Below are 18,226 nucleotides of genomic sequence, written 5' to 3'. Positions count from 1 at the left end.
GATTCGCATGTATCATCGTAACCTTGTTCTCTGTGCGTTGCTCGTCATCGCTTCTATAGCGGCGCCACCGCCGCCCGGGGCTCGTAGGCTGCGCCCGGCGCACAGTCAGGTAGTGCGCGGCGAGCCTGCCGCGGAACTCTATATGTACCAGCAGCCGGTTGGGCCCGACCTGACACGGTGGTACACCGGCGCCAAATACGAGCCGAAGTTAGGCTGCTACCTGGGAGCGTTTATCGACTTCGACGGAGACCTCCGGCAAACGGTAACCGACGCAAACCATATTGTCCATCGTGATCCGAAGGAGTTTGAGGCGATCACCGGCCGGACGCACGCCACCTACTTCTTCTATCTCGGTTATGGAAAGCCACTACCACTTGCATGGGTCAAGCATCTGGCGGCCGAAGGCAAAATGGTGCAGGTTGCGCTCGAGCCCAATGATGGAATGGAGAGCGTTCGTGACGGCGCCTATCTGACACAGCTGGCGCAGCAGATGAAGGCCTCAGGCGCTCATATCTTCCTCCGATTCGGCGCGGAGATGAACGGTTCGTGGACCGCCTACCACCCCGACCCGGCGCTGTTTCGCGAAAAGTTTCGCCTCGTTCATGATGTCATGGCGCGCCTGGCGCCAAACGTCGCGATGGTCTGGTGCCCCTACATGATCCCCACCAAGGGCATGGACGCCTACTATCCCGGAGACGATGCCGTGGACTGGGTAGGCGTGAACATGTACAGCGTCACGCTGCACAACAACCTTTGGACCGAACCCGGCGCAGAGGAGCATCCGTGCGACCTGCTCCGGTACGTATATGATCACTATGCGGCCCGGAAACCGATCATGATCTGTGAATATGGCGCCACCCACGATGCCGCGGCGGAAGATCGCACACGCGCATCCTTCGCTATACGCGCTATCCTGACGCTATACGCTTCGCTTCCGCGGATCTATCCACGCGTGAAGTGCATTAACTACTTTGATGGTGACGCGATCCATTTTGTGCCCGGCCACCCGTACAATGACTACAGCATCACCGATGACCCCACAATAACCGCCGCATATCGCGAGGCGATTTCGTCGCCCTGGTTTTTAGGCGCCGAGGAGCCCGCCGACGATCCACCTGCCGCCGAGCCCATGCCTCTGCTCGCCGGTACGCGCCTCTCCGGCCTCGTCCACCTCACCTGCTGGGCACGCGGCCGGAGCGACCGGGTCGTGGTGCGTTACTTCGTGGATGGCCGTGGGATTTACGCCGCGGCGCTGCCGAATGACTGGGACTTTACGTGGGATTCCGGTTCGGTCAAGCCCGGATTGCACCGCATCACCCTCCGCGTGTTCAACTCGGCCTGGCATGTCATCGCCAGCAAATCGGTACTGGTGCGCACCGGTCCGGCGCTGCCCGTAGTACCGCCTCCGCCTGCCGGCAGCCGCCACCACGCGCGCCGACGGCGCAGGAAGTGAGCCCGCCGAGCCGCCGCCGTGCCGGCACGCTCCGCTTCCTGGCCGCTAGAATTCGAAAACGGCCCCAGGCGCCGATCCGCATCGGAATCCTGGGGCTTATTGTCGCCGCCATCGTCCTCCTGATGTTCAAAGGCCACAGGCACCGTAATCTCATGTCTAAAGCGCCGATCGCCCTGCCATATATCTACATACCATCTCCCAATTACGATAACCGTCCCGCAAACACGGTCATCAACTGTGTGGTGCTTCACGCCACCGTGCTCACATCGCTTAACGAAACGGTGGCGGCATTTGAAGACCCGGACCGCAAGGTATCGGCGCACTTCGTTGTAGACAAAGACGGCACGGTGGTGCAGATGGTGCCGGTAGAGCGTAGGGCGTGGCATGCCGGCGTGTCGGTGCTCGACGGCGTACCACGCGTCAATGACTACAGCGTGGGCATTGAGATGGTAAACCGCAATGACGGCAAGGATCCATATCCACCGGCGCAGGTTGCCGCGGTGGCCGGCATCATTCGCCTTCTGCGCTCGCGGTACACCATTCCCGATAGTCGCATCGTATCCCACGCTGCCATCGCCCTTCCACCGGGCCGCAAGACCGACCCGGCCGGATTCGACTTCGCTGCAGTATTGGCCCTGGCGCGCAATCCGGCTTCCACGCGTGCCGCCTTGGGCAGTAGCGAAGCGCCACATGGCAGCGACGGACGAGCCGACGAACCGTAAGCTTTCGCGAAGCTCACCGTACGCCCAGCCGACCTCTGCCGGGGTAAACTTTCACAAGTGGCCGCCAGGCTGCGGCCGTGACCAAGGAAACGCCAACGATGTTCAAGACCATTCTCGCAGCCGCCGACGGATCCGAGCTATCCGCACATGCGATCTCTTTTGCCGTGCTTCTCGCCAGCCGGATGCACGCGGCGCTGATTCCGTTGAACGTGTTCGACGATCGCATCTTTGTTACCACCGTTACCGGCGAGGCATCTGCCGCCTGGGCAGCATTGGATGCAGATGCCCTGGCTCGCGAACAACTGGACGCTGTGAAACAGGCTGCGATGCCCGCGCTGGCCGGGCTTTCGCAAACCCCGGAAATCGCGCAATTGTGGGGAAACCCTGCGCTGGCAATCGTGGATGAGGCCAAAGAACGACATGCCGATCTCATTGTGATCGGCAGCCGAGGACTCTCCAATGTAAGCATGCTGCTTCTCGGCAGTGTCTCAGCCGGCGTGCTGCACGCCTCGCATTGCCCCGTGCTGATTGTGCACGACCGAGCCGGCGCCGGCGCGTCGATTGCGGCAATCACCGCCGCGGTAGACGGCTCGCCGGGATCTGCTCAAGCGGTAGCGACAGCCGCCGAAATGGCCCACCTGTTCGGTGCGCGACTGCGCGCGATCTACGCTCAACCGGAGAGCCATGACCGTGAGGCGGCCGCTGCAGAGCAGCAGGCGCAGGCGGCTGCCGGCGCCAGTGGTGTCGCGCTGGATTTCCACCGTGCCACGGGAGACGCCTCTACCGTGATCCTACACGACCTATCCGAACATCCAGCCGATCTTGTTGTGGTGGGCAGCCGCGGTTTTGGCGGGTTTCGCCGCGCCATTATGGGCTCCGTCAGCGATCGCGTTGCGCGATATGCACCCTGCCCGGTACTGGTGATGCGGCGCCACGATGCGTGACCGCGAAACCCACGCGGTAGTGCCCGGCAGCTTCGATCCTCTCACAGCCGGCCACCTCGATATCATTGAACGGGCCGTAACACTGTTTGACCGTGTTACCGTGGCCGTTGCAGCCAACAGCGGTAAGTCACCCATGTTTTCGCAGCATGAGCGGTTGGACATGGCGCGCGAGGTGTGCGCACACCTGTCAACCGTTTCTGTGGACACTTTCGAGGGCCTGCTGGTAAACTATGCAACCCGCCATGGTGTGACCGCCATTGTGCGCGGCCTCCGTGCCGTATCGGACTTCGAATACGAACTCCAGATGGCGATGATGAACCGCCGGCTGTGCCCGCAGGTGGAGACGATCTTTTTGATGACCGGAGCCGAGTACTCCTACCTGAGCTCCAGCATCGTGAAGGAGATCGCCCGCATGGGCGGCGCACTGAAAGGTCTGGTGCCAGAAAGTGTCGAACGACGGCTCCGAAACCAACGACAAAACGAGGGCGGCTGAATCGACCGCTCAGAATCCACCGGCGACCGCCGCAGCCCCACCAAAACTGAGCACGCCCGTGCAGGGCGTCGACATCCTGAAGCTGCTCAGCGAGCTTGAGGAGCTTTTTACCCACGTGCGCCACATGCCTGGCCGCATTCTAGTCGGCCTGGATGAGGAACGCGTGGCGCTGTTGATTATGAAGATTCGGGCGAACCTGCCCGAATCGGTAAAACGCGGCTCAGCCATACTGCAGGAGTCGGAGCTTACGCGGAATCGCGCGATTGAAGAGGCCGACAAGATTCGCGATCGTGCCGGTACGGTCGCCCGCGAAGCCATGGAGCACGCACAGCACGAAGCAAAGACGCTGCGCGTGGATGCCGACGAGTACGCTGCCACGGTTCGCCTGGATGCCGAACGCGACGCGGAAAAGCTTCGCACCGACGCGCACGCCGAATCGACGGCAATCCTGAGCGCGGCGCGCGAACGCGCCGAGTTTTTGGTATCGGAAAGCGAGGTCATGGCCGAGGCGGTAGACGAGGCGAACCGGATGATTGCCAATGCCCGCGCCGAATCGGATGCGATGCGCCAGGGCGCCGACGATTACTCGATGCGCTTGCTGATGGAAGTTGAGGCCGGCGTGGCGCACGCCCTCGAACGGGTGCAGCGCGCGCGCCAGGCGCTGGAACCGGAGGCGGCTGCGCCGACCGAGTGACGTGCTCATCGATGTCTCTGAAGTTCTGCTCAACATCGGTGCCGTAGCATCGTTCAGATTCTCACTGCCGCCGATTGTGGATGCTGATGTGACCTGCGTCACGAATGTGGAAGGCGAAGTAACCTTTACCAACGCCGGTGACACGCTCATTCTTCGCGGAGCCGCCACAACCGCCATCGAAGTGCCGTGCGCGCGCTGTTGCCATTGGTTTCAGTTTCCGATCGCTGTGAATCTGGAAGAGGAGATCGAGATCGAACGCGTGCCTGCCGGGAAGCGCGGGCGTCGTCCCGAGGTGAACCTACTGGAGGATGGCGCTGAGATTGCGGGTAAACTCTTTAGCGGACACAACTTCGATCTTGTGGAGGCCCTGCGCCAGTACATTATCCTTGAAACGCCATCCAGACCGGAACCAGCGCGCATAACGGTCGACCGGTGCGGCGGGTGCGGCAAACTGGATGCCGAGATACTAGATGGTCGGTTGGCGCGGGCGCGCGCCAACCCTGCAAGCCCATTTGCCGCACTTGAAGCCCTGCGCTGCAGGATAGAGGATGAGCCGTCAGCTGCTCACTCCGACAGCGGCTAAACTAAAAAGGACCCGAGCATATGCCACTACCAAAACGCCGCCATTCCAACCAGCGGACCCGTAAGCGACGTACCCATTACAAGCTGAGCCATCATCCGGCGATAATCCCAAGCATGGAAGCCCGCACCGGCTTCGCGCTTTTGCACCACGTAGATCTGGGTACGGGTCGCTATCGCGGTCGTCAGGTGTTTGATGTTGCCGACGAGAATCCCGCGGACGGGGCCTGAGCGTGCCCGCCCGCCCCGGTAAAGGCGGCCGCAAGTGTATAGCTGTTGACGCTATGGGCGGCGACCTCGGGCCTGCAGAGGTCTGCCGAGGCGTATTACAGGCCGCCGCCAAATCATCCAGTGAGTTTGTGCTGGTTGGCGCGGAAGCTGCGCTCCGGGCCGAACTGGCCCGGCACAAACCGGCGCTGAGCAATGTGCGCTTGCTTAATGCTGCGCAAGTCATCCAGATGGATGAACCGCCGGCCCAGGCGATGCGCAGCAAACCCGATGCCAGCCTGGTGGTAGCTGCGCGCGAGGTCAAGCTCGGCAACGCGGATGCACTGCTCAGCATCGGAAACACCGGCGCGGCGATGGCGGTTTCCCTGTTGACGTTCGGACGTCTCAAGGGAATCGATCGGCCCGCCATCGCGACGTTGTTACCCTCCATGCGCAATCCGATGGTCATGCTGGATGCCGGCGCTACAGTCGATTGCGAACCCAAGAACCTGCTTCAATTTGCCGTAATGGGAACGATCTTCGCGCGCGAAGTGCTGGGCATCACGAAGCCACGAATCGGTTTGCTCTCGAATGGAGAGGAAGACGCGAAGGGTAACTACCTGGTTAAAGGCGCGAACGAACTGCTTCGAGACGCAGCCAAACGGCGAACTGAACTGAACTTTATAGGCAATGTGGAGGGTCGTTCCATCTTCAGCGGTGATTGGGACGTTGTGGTTTGCGACGGCTTCGTTGGCAATGTCGTGCTGAAGACCGGCGAGGGCGTGGCAGAGATGGTGATGCGCCTGGTGAAGCAGGAGTTGGAGCGGCATCGGTGGATGAAGCCGATGCTGGTACCGCTGCTTCCGGCAATGCGAAGGCTGAAGGGCCGGCTGGAGTACAGCGCCTATGGCGGAGCTCCGCTTCTCGGCGTGAATGGCCTCGTCTTCATCGGTCACGGCCGTTCTAACGCCATAGCCGTTGCAAATGCCTGCCACGCGGTAGATCGTGCGGTTGAGCATGACATGCTTGGCGCCCTTCGTGATCAACTCTGCTCGATGGAGATGGCTTGAGCCGCAACTCACCCTCTATCGAAACCGGCGCGGCGCCATGACGACGGCAGACGCCCTACCCGCCTCAAGCCTCGATCTGGCGCAGGAGGCGATATCCTCTCCCCGCATTGGAGCGGGCTTTGCATCACTCGGCGCAGCCGTGCCCAAGCGGATACTGACGAACGCCGAATTGGCGGAGATGGTGGAGACCAGCGACGAGTGGATACGCTCGCGGACGGGTATCGAGCAGCGCCATGTTGCCGGTCCGGACGAGTTCACGTCGGACCTGGCGGTCGCCGCATCGCTGGATGCGCTTCGCCGATCACCTTTTACTGCCGAACAGATCGACCTGGTCCTGTGCGCAACCACTTCGGGTGATTACCTCTGGCCGGCAACCGCAAGTCTGGTACAGCATCGCATCGGGGCGCGCCGCGCCGCCGCTTTCGATGTGGCGGCGGCATGCTCGGGCTTTTGCTGCGCCGTCGCCACGGCCGCAGCCTGGATCCGCAGTAACGATGCCGACACCGTGCTGGTGGTTGGCGCCGATACGCTGACCAAACAGCTCAATTGGCGTGATCGGGCTACCTGCGTTCTGTTTGGCGACGGCGCCGGCGCCGCGGTGATGACGGCGTGCAGTCCCGACGAGGGTGTGCTGGCATCGGTGCTGGGCAGCGATGGCGCCGGCGTCGAACAGGTCTGGATACCGGCCGGCGGCACGCGCGAGCCGATAACGCCCGAGGGTCTCGTTGCCGGACGTAACCGCATCCACATGCGTGGCGCGGATGTCTACCGCTTTGCCGTGGAGGTGGTTCCGCGAGTTACGCAGCAGGCGCTCGAGCGCGCCAATCTCACACTGGAGGATGTGGACCTCCTGGTGCTGCACCAGGCCAACATCCGGATTATGCATGCCGCGGCCGATCGGCTTGGCATCCGGCGTGAGCGCGTATACACCAACTTGCAGCGGTATGGCAACACCTCAGCAGCCTCAATTCCTATTGCGCTGAACGAGGCGGCGCGCGATGGCATGCTGCCACGCGGATCCATCGTGGTAACCGTGGGATTCGGTTCCGGGCTTTCGTGGGGCGCCAACGTTATACGCTGGGGAGGCGGCGTATAGTGGGCCGAAGCGTGGTCAACGGGTCACTCGCTCCCAACCCTGGAGGGGACTGGTATACTAGCCAGAATGTGCCCTTCGCACTTGCTCGGCCAAACTGCCGATGACGCGTGTCGCCTATCTATTTCCCGGCCAGGGGTCGCAAAAGGTTGGCATGGGCCGCTCGCTGGCGGAGGCCTGTTCGGCAGCTCAGCACGCGATCGAATTGGCATCGCACGTGGCCGGCTTCGACGTCGCAGAGCTCTGCTTCGAGGGTCCCGATGACCGGCTTAGAAGCACGCAGAACGCGCAGCTTGCTCTGTATGTGTGCAGCGTGGCCGCCGTACGCTGCCTGCAGGAACACTGGCAAGTGCAGCCGTTCGCGGCAGCAGGACACAGCGTGGGCGAGTATGCGGCTCTCACGGCCGCTGGAGCGCTGGAATTTGAAGATGGTGTTCGCCTGGTAATGCGCCGCGGCGAACTGATGGCTGAGGCCGCGGCGGCGAATCCGGGCAGCATGGCGGCTGTTCTGGGCCTGACTGCCGAGGTAGTGACCGGGATATGCAGTGAGGTACGCGCGGCAGGCGGTGGCGTGGTTGTGCCGGCCAATCTCAATGGCGCCGGTCAAGTGGTCATTTCGGGATCCGCCGAGGCCGTGGCCAACGCATCGGAGCGCGCGAAGCTGCAGGGCGCAAGGAAGATACTTCCGCTGGCGGTAAGCGGCGCCTTTCACTCGCCGCTGATGGTTCGTGCAGGTGACCAACTGTACGCCACCTTAGCCGTTACCGGTTTCCGCAAACCAGCGTGCGCCGTTTTAAGCAATGTCACCGCACAGCCGGTAGAGACGCCGGCCGATATCATAGGCGGCCTCACCCAGCAGGTAAGCGGCACGGTACGGTGGGAAGAGACCATGCAGTGGCTGGTTGACCGCGAGGTGAACATCACCATAGAATTCGGCTCTGGCGAAGTGCTTACAAACCTGGCAAAGCGTACGGTGCCCGGCGTTCAAGCCATTGCGGTGAACAGCGCCGCGACGCTGCAAGCCGCGGTTCAGGCGCTGCAGGAACAGGCAGCATGAGCCTGACGAATCGCACGGCGGTCGTAACCGGAGCGTCGCGCGGCATTGGCCGATGCACGGCGATCGCGTTGGCCGGCGCCGGCGCTGCTGTAACGGTGAATTACGCGCACAATGCCGCGGCGGCGGAAGCTACCGTGGGCCATATCCGAAATGCCGGAGGGCGCGCCATCGCTGTTCAGGCAGACGTCGCCAGCGCCGATGATGTAAAGCGCCTGCTGGAAGAGACGACGTCGGCATTCGGCGGACTGGATATACTGGTCAACAATGCGGGAATTACGCGCGACGGACTGATGATGCGGATGAGCGATGCAGACTGGGATGCAGTGATGGAGGCAAATCTGAAAGGAGCGTTCCACTGCTGCCGCGCCGTAGCGCCGCTTCTCATGAAGCAGCGCAGAGGGGTCATCATCAATGTCAGCTCGGTCGTTGGTATCGCCGGTAGCGCCGGTCAGGCAAACTACGCGGCCTCCAAAGCCGGTCTGCTTGGGCTGACGCATTCGCTGGCGCGGGAGTTAGGCGCTCGTAACATTCGCGTCAACGCAGTTGCGCCCGGATTCATCGAGACGGAGATGACGGCGGAGTTGCCGGACGCCCGGCGTGAGGCCATACTCGGACAGATACCTCTGCGACGTTTCGGCAGCCCGGAAGAGGTTGCCGGAGTGGTGGCGTTCCTCTGCAGCGACGCCGCCTCATATGTTCACGGCTCTGTGATTACCGTGGACGGTGGAATGCTTTCAACCTGAGCGGCTACGGCCGCACAATAATCCTGGACTCTGGAGACCCACGCACTATGGACACGTTTGACCGCGTAAAGCGAGTTTTGATGGACAACCTCGATCAACCCGAGAGTAAAATCACGCGCGAAGCCAGCATAGAAAACGACCTCGGCGCCGACTCGCTGGAGGTGGTCGAAGTTGTGATGGCGCTGGAGACGGAGTTTGATGTCGAAATCCCGGCCGAAGACGCGGAATCGATCAAAACCGTCGGCCAGATCGTGGATTATATCGATAAGAAAGCGGCCCAGTAACTGCCCTCGGAGCACGTCACATTCAGCATGAGCCAACTCACGGATCACCCCGACGGCACGCCTAGAGTAGTTGTAACCGGCATGGGCGTGGTTACCGCTGCCGGAATGTCGCCTGAAACGCTGTGGGATGCCTGCCTGCAAGGCAGGTCGGCCATATCCGACATCACGCTGTTTGACGTCTCGCAGTACCCAACCCACTTCGCAGGCGAGATCAAGGGCTGGGACGCCACGCCGTGGCTCGACGTGAAGTCTGCGCGACGCGTGGATCGGTTCATCCAGTTCGCCGTGGCAGCCGCCCTGGAGGCCGTAAAGCACTCCGGCCTGGTTATCGACGACGCAAATCGAGAGCGCGTGGGTGTCTTCATCGGCTCCGGCATCGGCGGACTGCAGACGATCGAAGATCAACACCGGATTCTGCTGGAGCGGGGCCCTGGTCGCGTCAGCCCGTTCCTTATCCCGGGCATCATCTGCGATATGGGAGCGGGCCTCGTCTCGATACAACTGGGTGCACAAGGGCCCAACTCCTGCGTTACAACGGCATGCGCCACGGGAACCAACAGCCTTGGCGACGCATGGGAGATCATACGCCGCGGAGATGCAGACGTAATGATCGCAGGAGGAGCGGAGGCCTGCATCACACCACTCGGTATGGCGGGCTTTTGTACGGCGCGCACACTCTCCACGCGCAACGATTCGCCACAAACAGCCTGTCGGCCGTTTGATGCGGAACGCGATGGATTCGTGATGGCTGAGGGCAGCGGCGTGCTGGTCCTGGAGACACTGCAAGGCGCACTGGCTCGCGGCGCCACCATCCACGGCGAGATTGTGGGGTATGGCATGTCGGGAGATGCCTACCACGTCACCGCGCCGGCGCCGGAAGGACGCGGTGCTGCGCGCGCCATGAGGGCGGCCCTGAATTCGGCCGGCATTTCTCCCGCCAGTGTCGACTATATCAACGCGCACGGTACGTCCACAGGGCTGAACGACAAGAACGAAACGGCGGCCATAAAGTCGGTATTTGGCGACGCGGCACGGAGAATACCGGTCAGTTCCACCAAATCGATAACCGGCCACCTGATCGGCGCCGCGGGATCGTGCGAAGCCATTCTAGGGCTGATGGCCATCCGGCATGGCGTGATACCGCCCACATGGAACTACCGGACACCGGATCCGGAGTGCGACCTGGACTACGTTCCCAACGAGCCGCGAACAGCCGACCTGGACGTGGTGATGTCGAACTCGTTTGGTTTCGGCGGCCACAACGCATCGATCATTCTGAAACGCTACCGCTGAGCGCTTGCACCCGAACAGCAGCCGCTCGGCACACACAACACTAAGCACCCTGCCGGCCCAAATGCGCTGCGTTAAGCGCAATGTTGCCAAACCGGGGGCGCAGCGGCGGCATCCGTCGCCGCAGGGATTACGGAATTAGGAGAAACGTTATGAGCCACGACGAGATTCCGTCGGGCTCGGCGAGTCCGCGTCCTGCCGAGGATGACGGCGCCAGCACACCGAACGACGCGCCGAAAGGCCAGCGCAGACGGCCGGCAAGGCGGTCAACCACCGCGCCGAGCCAGACCGAGACTACCGCACCAGCAGAACCGACGGACGACCAGGCCTCTGCGAACGCGCCGGCTCGCGCTCCGAGGCGCCGCCGTACCACGGCCAAGGCGCCGGATACCGAAGTTGAAGCAGCCTCTGCAGATGCAGAGGTCGCGCCCGCGCCACGAAGGCGGCGCGCGGCGGTTAAGGCAGCGCCGGAGCCGGAATCGACCCAGGATGTCGCTGCGCCCACACAAGCCAAACCGCCCGCAAGGCGAAGCCGGGCAAAAGTAGATAAACCGGCGGAACAGGTCGACTCGGCGCCGAGCGCCGTAAGACAGCCGTCACGACAGCCAAAGGGAACCAAGGGCACCCGTCCGACACCGACGCCTGCCGCCCAGCCCGTGGTTGTTCTGCCGCCCGCAAAGCCCAGGCGTATTCGGCCACAGATCGATAAGGCCGTTGGTGTGCACCTGGTGTCAAGCTTCGGTATACCGGTGATCCACATCAACGGCTCACCGATACCGCCGCTCCTCTTCTTCGGCGGCTCCCCTGGCGATGCGCCTGGCGAAGCAGTACATCGCGAAGTTGAAAAGGCGGCAGCAGCCGGAATACATCTCCACTCCTGTCTGATCGACCTGCCTTGTCCGGTGAGCCAAGAGGCCGGCACGCTGGCCGTAGCGGAACAGCGCGTGCGAACCCTGCTGGAGGCCGACCCACAGGCGTACGTGATTCCACGCATCGTGTTTTCGGCGGCAGAAGACTGGCGCAAAAACAATCGGAACGAAATGGCCTGGACGGCTGAGGGGCTCTCGAGCGAACCCTCGATTGGAAGCGATGCCTTCTGGGAACTGGCGGCTGAGGGCCTCAAGGCGCTGGTACACCACCTCGTGGCGTGCCCCATTGGCGACCGCGTTGCCGGCTACCACCTCGAACATGCCGAGTGGTTCCAGCCGGCCGACGCCGGATTCGATACATCACCGGCCGCGCGAAACGCCTTTCGCAACTGGCTGATTCACCGGTACAAGGGCAATCTGGTCTCGCTGCGAGCCGCCTGGTACAGCGGCTCGGTGACTTTTGACTCCGTGGACGTGCCAAAACCGACTCCAGAACCTGCGCCGCACGCCGCATTTCTCGACGGGCGCCGGCAGCGATCGATCATCGACTATTGCGAGTTTGTCTCAGAGTGCACTGCGTCGCGACTGTGCGATCTGGCCGGCGCAGCCAAGGAGGCGTGCGCATGGCGCGCACTCGTCTCGGTATGTTACGGCTATACACTGGAGTTCTCCCACGCCGGCAGCGGGCACCTGGCTCTTGGCAAATTGCTGGAGTGTGAAGATATCGACCTCGTGTGCGGACCGCCATCGTTCCGCGATCGCGCACCGGGAGGCGCCGCATCGCTGCCGGCGCCGATCGACTCGATCGGCCTGCACGGCAAGTTGTGGCTCACGGAAGACGACACCAAAACCTGGCTTGCCACGCCCGGCGAGCCGGACGACGAGTATAACGAACGGCTTCCGGATGAGACGACCACCATTCGCGTTCGTGCGCGGAGCGAAGGTCGGGCGCTGGCGACCGGTACAGCCGTGGGCTGGATGGACCTGTGGGGCAAGGGCTGGCTGGATAGCGCGGGGATCTGGGACCGTGGCGGCGACTTCGCGCGGCTGTACAGCACATTCCTCGGCAATCGCGAGCGCACGCGCGTGCCGCAGGTTGCGGCCGTAATTGATGAGCGCAGCCTCCTTCACCTGCAGCGCGGCGAGGAGTTCTACCGGCAGTTCACAAGCGGTTTGCGGCAGGTACTGCAAACTTCCGGCATCTCGATGGGCCTCTATTTGCAGAGCGATATCCTCCACCCCCGCTTCCCAGACGCCAGGCTCATCCTGTTCATGACTCCGTTTCGCCTGCCGGAGAAGATCCGGGCTGCCGTGCGCGAAAAGCTTCAGCGGCGGGGCCACACCATCGTGTGGCTCTACGCGCCGGGCAGTTGCGAAGAGCGCCCCGCGTCAGGCATCGCAACAGAGGAGGCAGCCGCCGGCGTGGTAGGCATGTCACTTCGACAGCAGGAGTGGGGTAGTGAGACCGGCTCACGCGTCGTCAACTCCGGGCATCTCATCACAAGCAGTATGGGCGAAGTCGAGATCGGCTCGAGAGAGCGTCTCAATCCCTCGTGGTTTGTGAGTGACCCTGACGCGGTTGCTCTTGCCGAGTACTCCGCCACCGGTCTCACGTCGATAGCCGTGAAGCAGCATGCCGATTGGAATTCGATATTCATCGGCGAACCCGTACTGCCGGCAGAGCTTTGGGCCGGCATCTGCCGGTATGCTGGCGTCCATCTCTGGATGCCCGGCAGCCGCGACCAGATATGCGCCGGCAACGGGTGGCTCTCGGTACATGCAGCGGTGGGCGGCATGAAGCAGATCGAGCTGCCGACCGCGACCGGCCTGTACGATCTCACCGAAGGCCGTCTCATAGCCGACGAGACGCGAAGTTGGCAGATTGAGATGCAAGCGGGTGAGACACGAATCTTCTGCGTTGGATCGGCCGAGGTCCTGGCCAAGCGCGGACTGCCCGGCTACATACCGCCTGGCGATACGCGATCGGCCATCGTGACCGTCTCGGAACCTGCGCCAACGCCTCCTCCTCCGGCCGAATCGCAGGATACCGCGCCGGTAAGTGGTGGTGAGCCGTTGTGGAGCACCGACCCGGAGATGCAGGAGCATCTGGAGACGTTGCGCGCTGTGCTGAGTGCGGACTTCGACGATTATCCCGAAGCGACGCCGGTGGAACATGGCGGCGACGATGCCGACCAGGAGGCGCACCGAACGGCGCCGTCACGCACGAAACGCCAGCCGCACAGCAGCGGCCGGTCGCTGGATGCCAGGCGCTCCGGCCGGCGACATAACACACCGCACCGCAGTCGTGCCCCTGAACCGGCGGCCGAAGAACCCACGCCGAACGAGCAGCCACCGCCGACCATCGATTTCGACCTGCCGTGACCGATCAGCCTGAGGAAGCGCAGTGCGCAGCTTCGTGACCGCGTTGCAATAGTAGGATACATCTGTCTCACATAAAGTGAACGGAATCTCATCGTGACCGGGCCGGCAGTCCGGGGCTGATGACGTCCATGCAAACGGAGAGGCCCGGCGATACGCCGGGCCTCTCCGTTTTGCGCCGTCCGTATTGCTCCGCGCGCGGCGGTCAGGCCAGTTGGTCGACCAGATCGAGCTCCTCCCACGGGAACGCGGGGTTGCCGAAATGGCCGTTGCGTGCCGTGTTGAGATACTTGACGCGCTCCGGATTTAGCAGGCAAAGCCGCTCGATCATCGCCCGCGGACGCAGGTCCACCGCTTCCGTGATACGGGTCACGATATCCGCCTCAGAGGCCTTGCCCGTGCCAAACGTATCCACACGCACACTGATCGGCTCCGCCACACCGATGGCGTAGGCCAGCTGGATCTCCGCCCTGGAGGCAAGACCCGCCGCGACAATGTTCTTGGCGAGGTAGCGCGCCGTGTAGGCTGCGGAGCGGTCTACCTTGGATGGATCCTTGCCGGAGAAGGCGCCGCCGCCGTGCCGCGCAGCGCCACCGTACGTATCCACGATGATCTTGCGCCCGGTGACTCCGGTATCGCCCTGAGGACCACCGATGACAAACCGGCCGGTGGGGTTAATATGCATCGTGACGTCGGTGTGCAGATAACGATCGTACGATTTCAGGACCGGAGATATAACCTGCTCCTTGACGATGCTCTCCACCTGGTGGAGATCCAGGTCGTCGTCGTGCTGGGTCGAGATCACAACCGTATCGATGTGATGGGCACGATCGTCGGCGTCGTACGCGATGGTTACCTGAGACTTGCCGTCGGGCCGAAGACCGAGGCCCGCATTCTTTTTGCGTACCGATGTGAGCCTGCGAGCCAGGTCGTGAGCGATCGAGAGCGCGAGCGGCATGTAGCTCTCGGTTTCGTCGGTCGCGAATCCGAACATCAGGCCCTGGTCGCCGGCGCCCTGCTCGGCCGCGTCCGAACGGTCGACGCCACGGGCGATATCGCTGCTCTGCTTTTGAATAGCCAGCATGACACCGCAGGTATGACCGTCGAACCCGTAGTTGGTGTTCGAGTAGCCCACGTCAATCAGCGTGGAGCGCACCACATCGGCCATCTCCACGTAGGCGTTGGTCGTCAGCTCGCCGGCGACCACGCACAGCCCGCGCGTCAGCAGCGTCTCGAGGGCTGCATGCGTTGTTTGGTCCTGCTTCAGAAGTTCGTCCAGCACGGCGTCGCTGATCTGGTCGGCCAGCTTGTCGGGGTGGCCCTCCGTGACGCTCTCAGAGGTGAACAGCTTGTAATCGGTCATCACACTTTGCATTCCTTTCTGGTTCGGGGCGTTTCCCGGCGTGTAGAGCCGGGCCGCCGGCAGCCAATGCCTGTTGGGATGCGGGTAGAGGTCTTCCCCCGCTATCGGGGCGCGCACCCGAAACCAGGTGCAAAAAAACCTCTCCTGCACTGCAGAAGAGGTCGTTCGGAAGAAGGCGAAGCACGCCCGGACGGAGCCGGAGGCGCTGCAATTCGCAATCCACGCCCTTATCTTGCAGTTCGCAGTTGCGAGCACTGCCCGGATTTAGCACCTGCCCGCCACATGCGGGTGGTTGTTGTGGTGTCATCGGGCCGGATCCCTCGACCACTCTCGATAAGTGAGCCGCGCTATTCAATTGTAGCTAGAAGTGTAGCACATTCCAGTCGCCGCCGTCAACAGCGTTGCCGCGCGCGAGGCACGCGACATCGTAGACAAGGGCGCCGCAATCCACGCGCAGGCGAATGCCGCCAAACCCACCATCAGGACGTTCGTCGGAAGGAACCATCGTGGAGGCGCAAAAAAAATGCCCACCGCTCCAGCGAAGACCGAGGAAACACGATACATCCAGCGATAAACACAGGCATGCCGGCCGGCCACGATAATGCCCCGTTCGCCACCGCAATACCCGTAATGTGTCTGGTCCAGCATTCGGTCGCGGCGTGGCGAGCAGCCTCCGATACTTTGCAGGCAGGTTGTGGCCTACCTCCACACGCTAACCGCCGTGGTTCGCCGATTGCGCGCCGGCGGTTCCCTTGGGCTGAGCGCCTGCAGGCTTGTCTGCCGAGACCACGACCATTACCGTGGGTGGCATCCTGAAGCCCAGGGTAGTGCGGGAGCCCAGTGCGCTCTCGCGCACGCGTAGGCCGGCCGGCAGGCTGATCGACCACGCGGCCGAAGCCGAGGATGCAGGAGCGTTCTCCGGCATCAGCCCGATCTTCACCGGGCCCTCCAGCGATTGGCCGGGAGAGTGCGGCCGGTGTTCGCTCGCCAGAATCTGCGTTGCGGCGGCATTCGTCGGCCGCTGTATCGTCAGGTACATCCCGGTTGCGGCGCCGTGGACGGAGAGGAGGCGGTTCGTCCTGATGTCGAACACAGCGCCGCCGTTTGAGTGCATCAACTCATGTGCAGGCGGCGGACCCAGCTGCAACGCCGGCCGCATCGACCACGCGAGCGAGCCGAGCGCCCCAACCGCAACCCCGGCCAAAACGAATGCTGTGTCTCGCCGATTCTTGGTGGTTCTCCTCGCCGCTAGCATTGTGACACTACCGAGTACATCAGTCGGAGCCGCACCGTAGATCCTCGCCACATCGGCAGTCCATGAGACCGTCTGGGCTGACCATGAGCGCGGCCACGCCGCGTGAGCCGCGCACGAACGCATGCGCGGCGGCCGCGCTCGTGACCACCAATACGCCGAACGCGTCGAAGAGTTTGTTGCACGCTAGTTTGGCCGAGCCATCGGTGTTTGCGCCAGCTGTTCCGCAGCATGCTATGGCAAACTGTGGAATTCAGCGACGCGCGTCGCCGACGTTGGCGGTCGCCATTGGAGCGCGGACTGGGCCGGTCCATTTGGGAGCAGGTTCACCGCAGTCACATCTTCCGTGACGCGGCCCGCAGGCCGGGCGCCGCGCGCCGGCCACGTGGCGACAAGCCCCAGCAAGCGGCCGGTTTTGGGGTTGAGATGGAGAGCGATAGCAACTGGTGGGCGACCCCGGCCGCGAAGAAACATAGCGGCGCCGCGGCGCGTCGCCAACCCGGAAAGGCGTATAAAGGCCACGCCTTTCCTGTGACCGATCGACGAATGGAGCGTGCCTGGTTCAAGCACGTCGCTCGGGGGCATGCCGAGCAGGAGGCAGCCGGCAAGAAGGTGCGGGGACCGGCCATCGCGGCTGCGTGCCAATAGGCGGACAGCGGCCGTGGCCACAGCGCCCATCCCGCGCGAAGCGATACCCCCAAATCGTTCGTACGCCGGCGATGTGGTAACGGTTCGCACCAAAAACCTTCCATCTGACGCAGTAATCTTGTACCTTCGGGGGCCATTTGCGGCGCTGACGACAACGTAATTTGCCCGCCGTGAAGCGGTGATGTCGTACTGCCACGCGCCCGGGCCGGACGACGAAACTCGCGCGAATAAACCACCGTTGCTGGCCGGTATCCGCGAGATAGCGTCGAGTCGCGGCGATCCGGACAGCACCGGAGCGACATGGCGATATTGGCTCACTGCTCGGGCCGCACCGAGGTACCAACCGACGCAAGCGAGTACCCACCAGATCAGCCAGCTGCGCCGTACGGTCCGCGCCAGGAGGGTGGTAATCCGCGTCATGTCGTGGCTCCGTGGTTTGCCGAATACCAGGCGATCAAGGAGTCCATGGTACAACGAACCTGCCTTGCGTGGGCGCTTGCGTCAGGCAGCTCCAACTTCACGGTGCACATCGTCGGTATCCAAAACGACCATTTCATGCAGTCACTCATCGACTGCATGCACTCGCGCATCGCCTTCTGGTAATCGATGTCGCACTTGGGCCCTCAACCTTTCCAGACGGCAGCCGAAATGTCTTTCTTCCAGCCGCGTCCACCGTCGAAGGCATAGGCGTATTCGTAGGCGGTCGTGCCACCGACGGCAAGGCCCAGCAGGTGGCCATCCTCATTGTAATCGGCCGAGAGCGCGCTCGAACCCGCCGGCCATGATGCCAGCCGGCCTCGCATCACGGGCCCGGCTTGCCGATCCCGGTCGCGCCGCTGGCACCGCTCGCCGAGGGCACATGGTTCTGCGCGGCCGCGTCGAGTGCGCGCGCCTTCGCGGCGTTCTCCCGCACCGCACCGCGAATCCTTTCGCAAGCAAACTGTACCGGTAGACCGAGTAGTTGCGGCCCGATGTCGTATCGCCACTGCAGAGTCTCACGCCCTTGCGGCAGCGGCGCGGCGACGGCAAGCCCATGCTCCACCGACACCAGGCCCTCGACAGCGTCCGCGACGATGTATTCGTCCA

General features: G+C 63.0%; 20 protein-coding genes and 1 riboswitch. Of the genes, 16 read left to right on the top strand and 4 right to left on the bottom strand.

Translation table 11 applies throughout. From position 1 onward, the window contains the following. The first annotated feature begins 7 nt into the window (after positions 1 to 7). From KGJ62_08460 to KGJ62_08395, 14 genes are all read left to right on the top strand, one after another. A complete protein-coding gene (locus KGJ62_08460) occupies positions 8 to 1,453 on the top strand; it encodes a hypothetical protein (protein ID MDE2126608.1) in 1,446 nt (481 codons plus the stop codon). Then, positions 1,450 to 2,175, top strand: a complete 726-nt coding sequence (locus KGJ62_08455; protein MDE2126607.1) for an N-acetylmuramoyl-L-alanine amidase — start codon at positions 1,450 to 1,452, stop codon at positions 2,173 to 2,175. Before KGJ62_08460 ends, KGJ62_08455 begins: the two co-directional genes overlap by 4 nt. Before the next feature lie 98 nt (positions 2,176 to 2,273). Then, a complete protein-coding gene (locus KGJ62_08450; protein ID MDE2126606.1) occupies positions 2,274 to 3,119 on the top strand; it encodes a universal stress protein in 846 nt (281 codons plus the stop codon). After that, positions 3,112 to 3,612: a pantetheine-phosphate adenylyltransferase gene (gene coaD, locus KGJ62_08445; protein ID MDE2126605.1), complete on the top strand. Its 501-nt coding sequence runs from the start codon at positions 3,112 to 3,114 to the stop codon at positions 3,610 to 3,612. Before KGJ62_08450 ends, coaD begins: the two co-directional genes overlap by 8 nt. Continuing rightward, positions 3,566 to 4,306, top strand: a complete 741-nt coding sequence (locus KGJ62_08440; protein ID MDE2126604.1) for a hypothetical protein — start codon at positions 3,566 to 3,568, stop codon at positions 4,304 to 4,306. The genes coaD and KGJ62_08440 overlap by 47 nt, the downstream gene beginning before the upstream one ends. Position 4,307: 1 nt before the next feature. Next, positions 4,308 to 4,889: a DUF177 domain-containing protein gene (locus KGJ62_08435; protein ID MDE2126603.1), complete on the top strand. Its 582-nt coding sequence runs from the start codon at positions 4,308 to 4,310 to the stop codon at positions 4,887 to 4,889. Between the two features lie 20 nt (positions 4,890 to 4,909). Then, positions 4,910 to 5,116, top strand: coding sequence for a 50S ribosomal protein L32 (rpmF, locus tag KGJ62_08430; protein MDE2126602.1), 207 nt, complete (start codon positions 4,910 to 4,912; stop codon positions 5,114 to 5,116). A gap of 53 nt (positions 5,117 to 5,169) precedes the next feature. After that, positions 5,170 to 6,162: a phosphate acyltransferase PlsX gene (gene plsX, locus KGJ62_08425; GenBank protein MDE2126601.1), complete on the top strand. Its 993-nt coding sequence runs from the start codon at positions 5,170 to 5,172 to the stop codon at positions 6,160 to 6,162. 37 nt (positions 6,163 to 6,199) lie between these two features. Further along, complete coding sequence (locus KGJ62_08420; protein ID MDE2126600.1) at positions 6,200 to 7,258, top strand: ketoacyl-ACP synthase III; 1,059 nt, start codon at positions 6,200 to 6,202, stop codon at positions 7,256 to 7,258. A gap of 100 nt (positions 7,259 to 7,358) precedes the next feature. Continuing rightward, on the top strand, positions 7,359 to 8,312 hold the full coding sequence (gene fabD, locus KGJ62_08415) for an ACP S-malonyltransferase (GenBank protein MDE2126599.1): 954 nt from the start codon (positions 7,359 to 7,361) through the stop codon (positions 8,310 to 8,312). Then, positions 8,309 to 9,055 (top strand): 3-oxoacyl-[acyl-carrier-protein] reductase, encoded by a 747-nt coding sequence (gene fabG / locus KGJ62_08410; GenBank protein MDE2126598.1) that lies wholly within the window; start codon positions 8,309 to 8,311, stop codon positions 9,053 to 9,055. The genes fabD and fabG overlap by 4 nt, the downstream gene beginning before the upstream one ends. A 47-nt stretch (positions 9,056 to 9,102) precedes the next feature. Then, positions 9,103 to 9,339, top strand: a complete 237-nt coding sequence (locus KGJ62_08405) for an acyl carrier protein (protein MDE2126597.1) — start codon at positions 9,103 to 9,105, stop codon at positions 9,337 to 9,339. A 27-nt stretch (positions 9,340 to 9,366) separates the two neighbouring features. Further along, positions 9,367 to 10,632, top strand: coding sequence for a beta-ketoacyl-ACP synthase II (gene fabF, locus KGJ62_08400; GenBank protein MDE2126596.1), 1,266 nt, complete (start codon positions 9,367 to 9,369; stop codon positions 10,630 to 10,632). A 149-nt stretch (positions 10,633 to 10,781) separates the two neighbouring features. Further along, the gene (locus tag KGJ62_08395) at positions 10,782 to 13,880 is read left to right on the top strand and encodes a hypothetical protein (GenBank protein MDE2126595.1); all 3,099 of its coding nucleotides are present in this window, start codon (positions 10,782 to 10,784) and stop codon (positions 13,878 to 13,880) included. A gap of 202 nt (positions 13,881 to 14,082) precedes the next feature. Here KGJ62_08395 and metK read toward each other — a convergent pair whose 3' ends face one another. Both metK and KGJ62_08385 read right to left on the bottom strand, forming a co-directional pair. Beyond that, positions 14,083 to 15,240, bottom strand: coding sequence for a methionine adenosyltransferase (gene metK / locus KGJ62_08390; GenBank protein ID MDE2126594.1), 1,158 nt, complete (start codon positions 15,238 to 15,240; stop codon positions 14,083 to 14,085). Between the two features lie 224 nt (positions 15,241 to 15,464). After that, a riboswitch (SAM riboswitch) is annotated at positions 15,465 to 15,580 on the bottom strand. A gap of 372 nt (positions 15,581 to 15,952) precedes the next feature. After that, complete coding sequence (locus KGJ62_08385; GenBank protein ID MDE2126593.1) at positions 15,953 to 16,354, bottom strand: hypothetical protein; 402 nt, start codon at positions 16,352 to 16,354, stop codon at positions 15,953 to 15,955. A gap of 369 nt (positions 16,355 to 16,723) precedes the next feature. Here KGJ62_08385 and KGJ62_08380 point away from each other — a divergent pair, with 369 nt between their 5' ends. Further along, positions 16,724 to 17,140 carry a hypothetical protein gene (locus KGJ62_08380; protein ID MDE2126592.1) on the top strand — a complete coding sequence of 139 codons (417 nt, stop codon included), beginning with the start codon at positions 16,724 to 16,726 and terminating at the stop codon, positions 17,138 to 17,140. A 300-nt stretch (positions 17,141 to 17,440) separates the two neighbouring features. Then, the gene (locus KGJ62_08375; protein ID MDE2126591.1) at positions 17,441 to 17,743 is read left to right on the top strand and encodes a hypothetical protein; all 303 of its coding nucleotides are present in this window, start codon (positions 17,441 to 17,443) and stop codon (positions 17,741 to 17,743) included. A gap of 20 nt (positions 17,744 to 17,763) precedes the next feature. On the opposite strand, the gene KGJ62_08370 is transcribed toward KGJ62_08375, so the two are convergent. Next, positions 17,764 to 17,943, bottom strand: a complete 180-nt coding sequence (locus KGJ62_08370) for a hypothetical protein (protein MDE2126590.1) — start codon at positions 17,941 to 17,943, stop codon at positions 17,764 to 17,766. Beyond that, positions 17,943 to 18,226, bottom strand: a 284-nt coding sequence (locus KGJ62_08365) for a hypothetical protein (GenBank protein MDE2126589.1), incomplete at its 5' end; no start/stop codon positions are given. The genes KGJ62_08365 and KGJ62_08370, both read right to left, overlap by 1 nt.

It is taken from the genome of Armatimonadota bacterium, from assembly GCA_028871815.1.
Lineage (GTDB): Bacteria > Armatimonadota > Chthonomonadetes > Chthonomonadales > Chthonomonadaceae > REEB205.
Note: the sequence above shows the minus strand (reverse complement) of the source record. Positions and strands in the feature narration are given on the sequence as shown.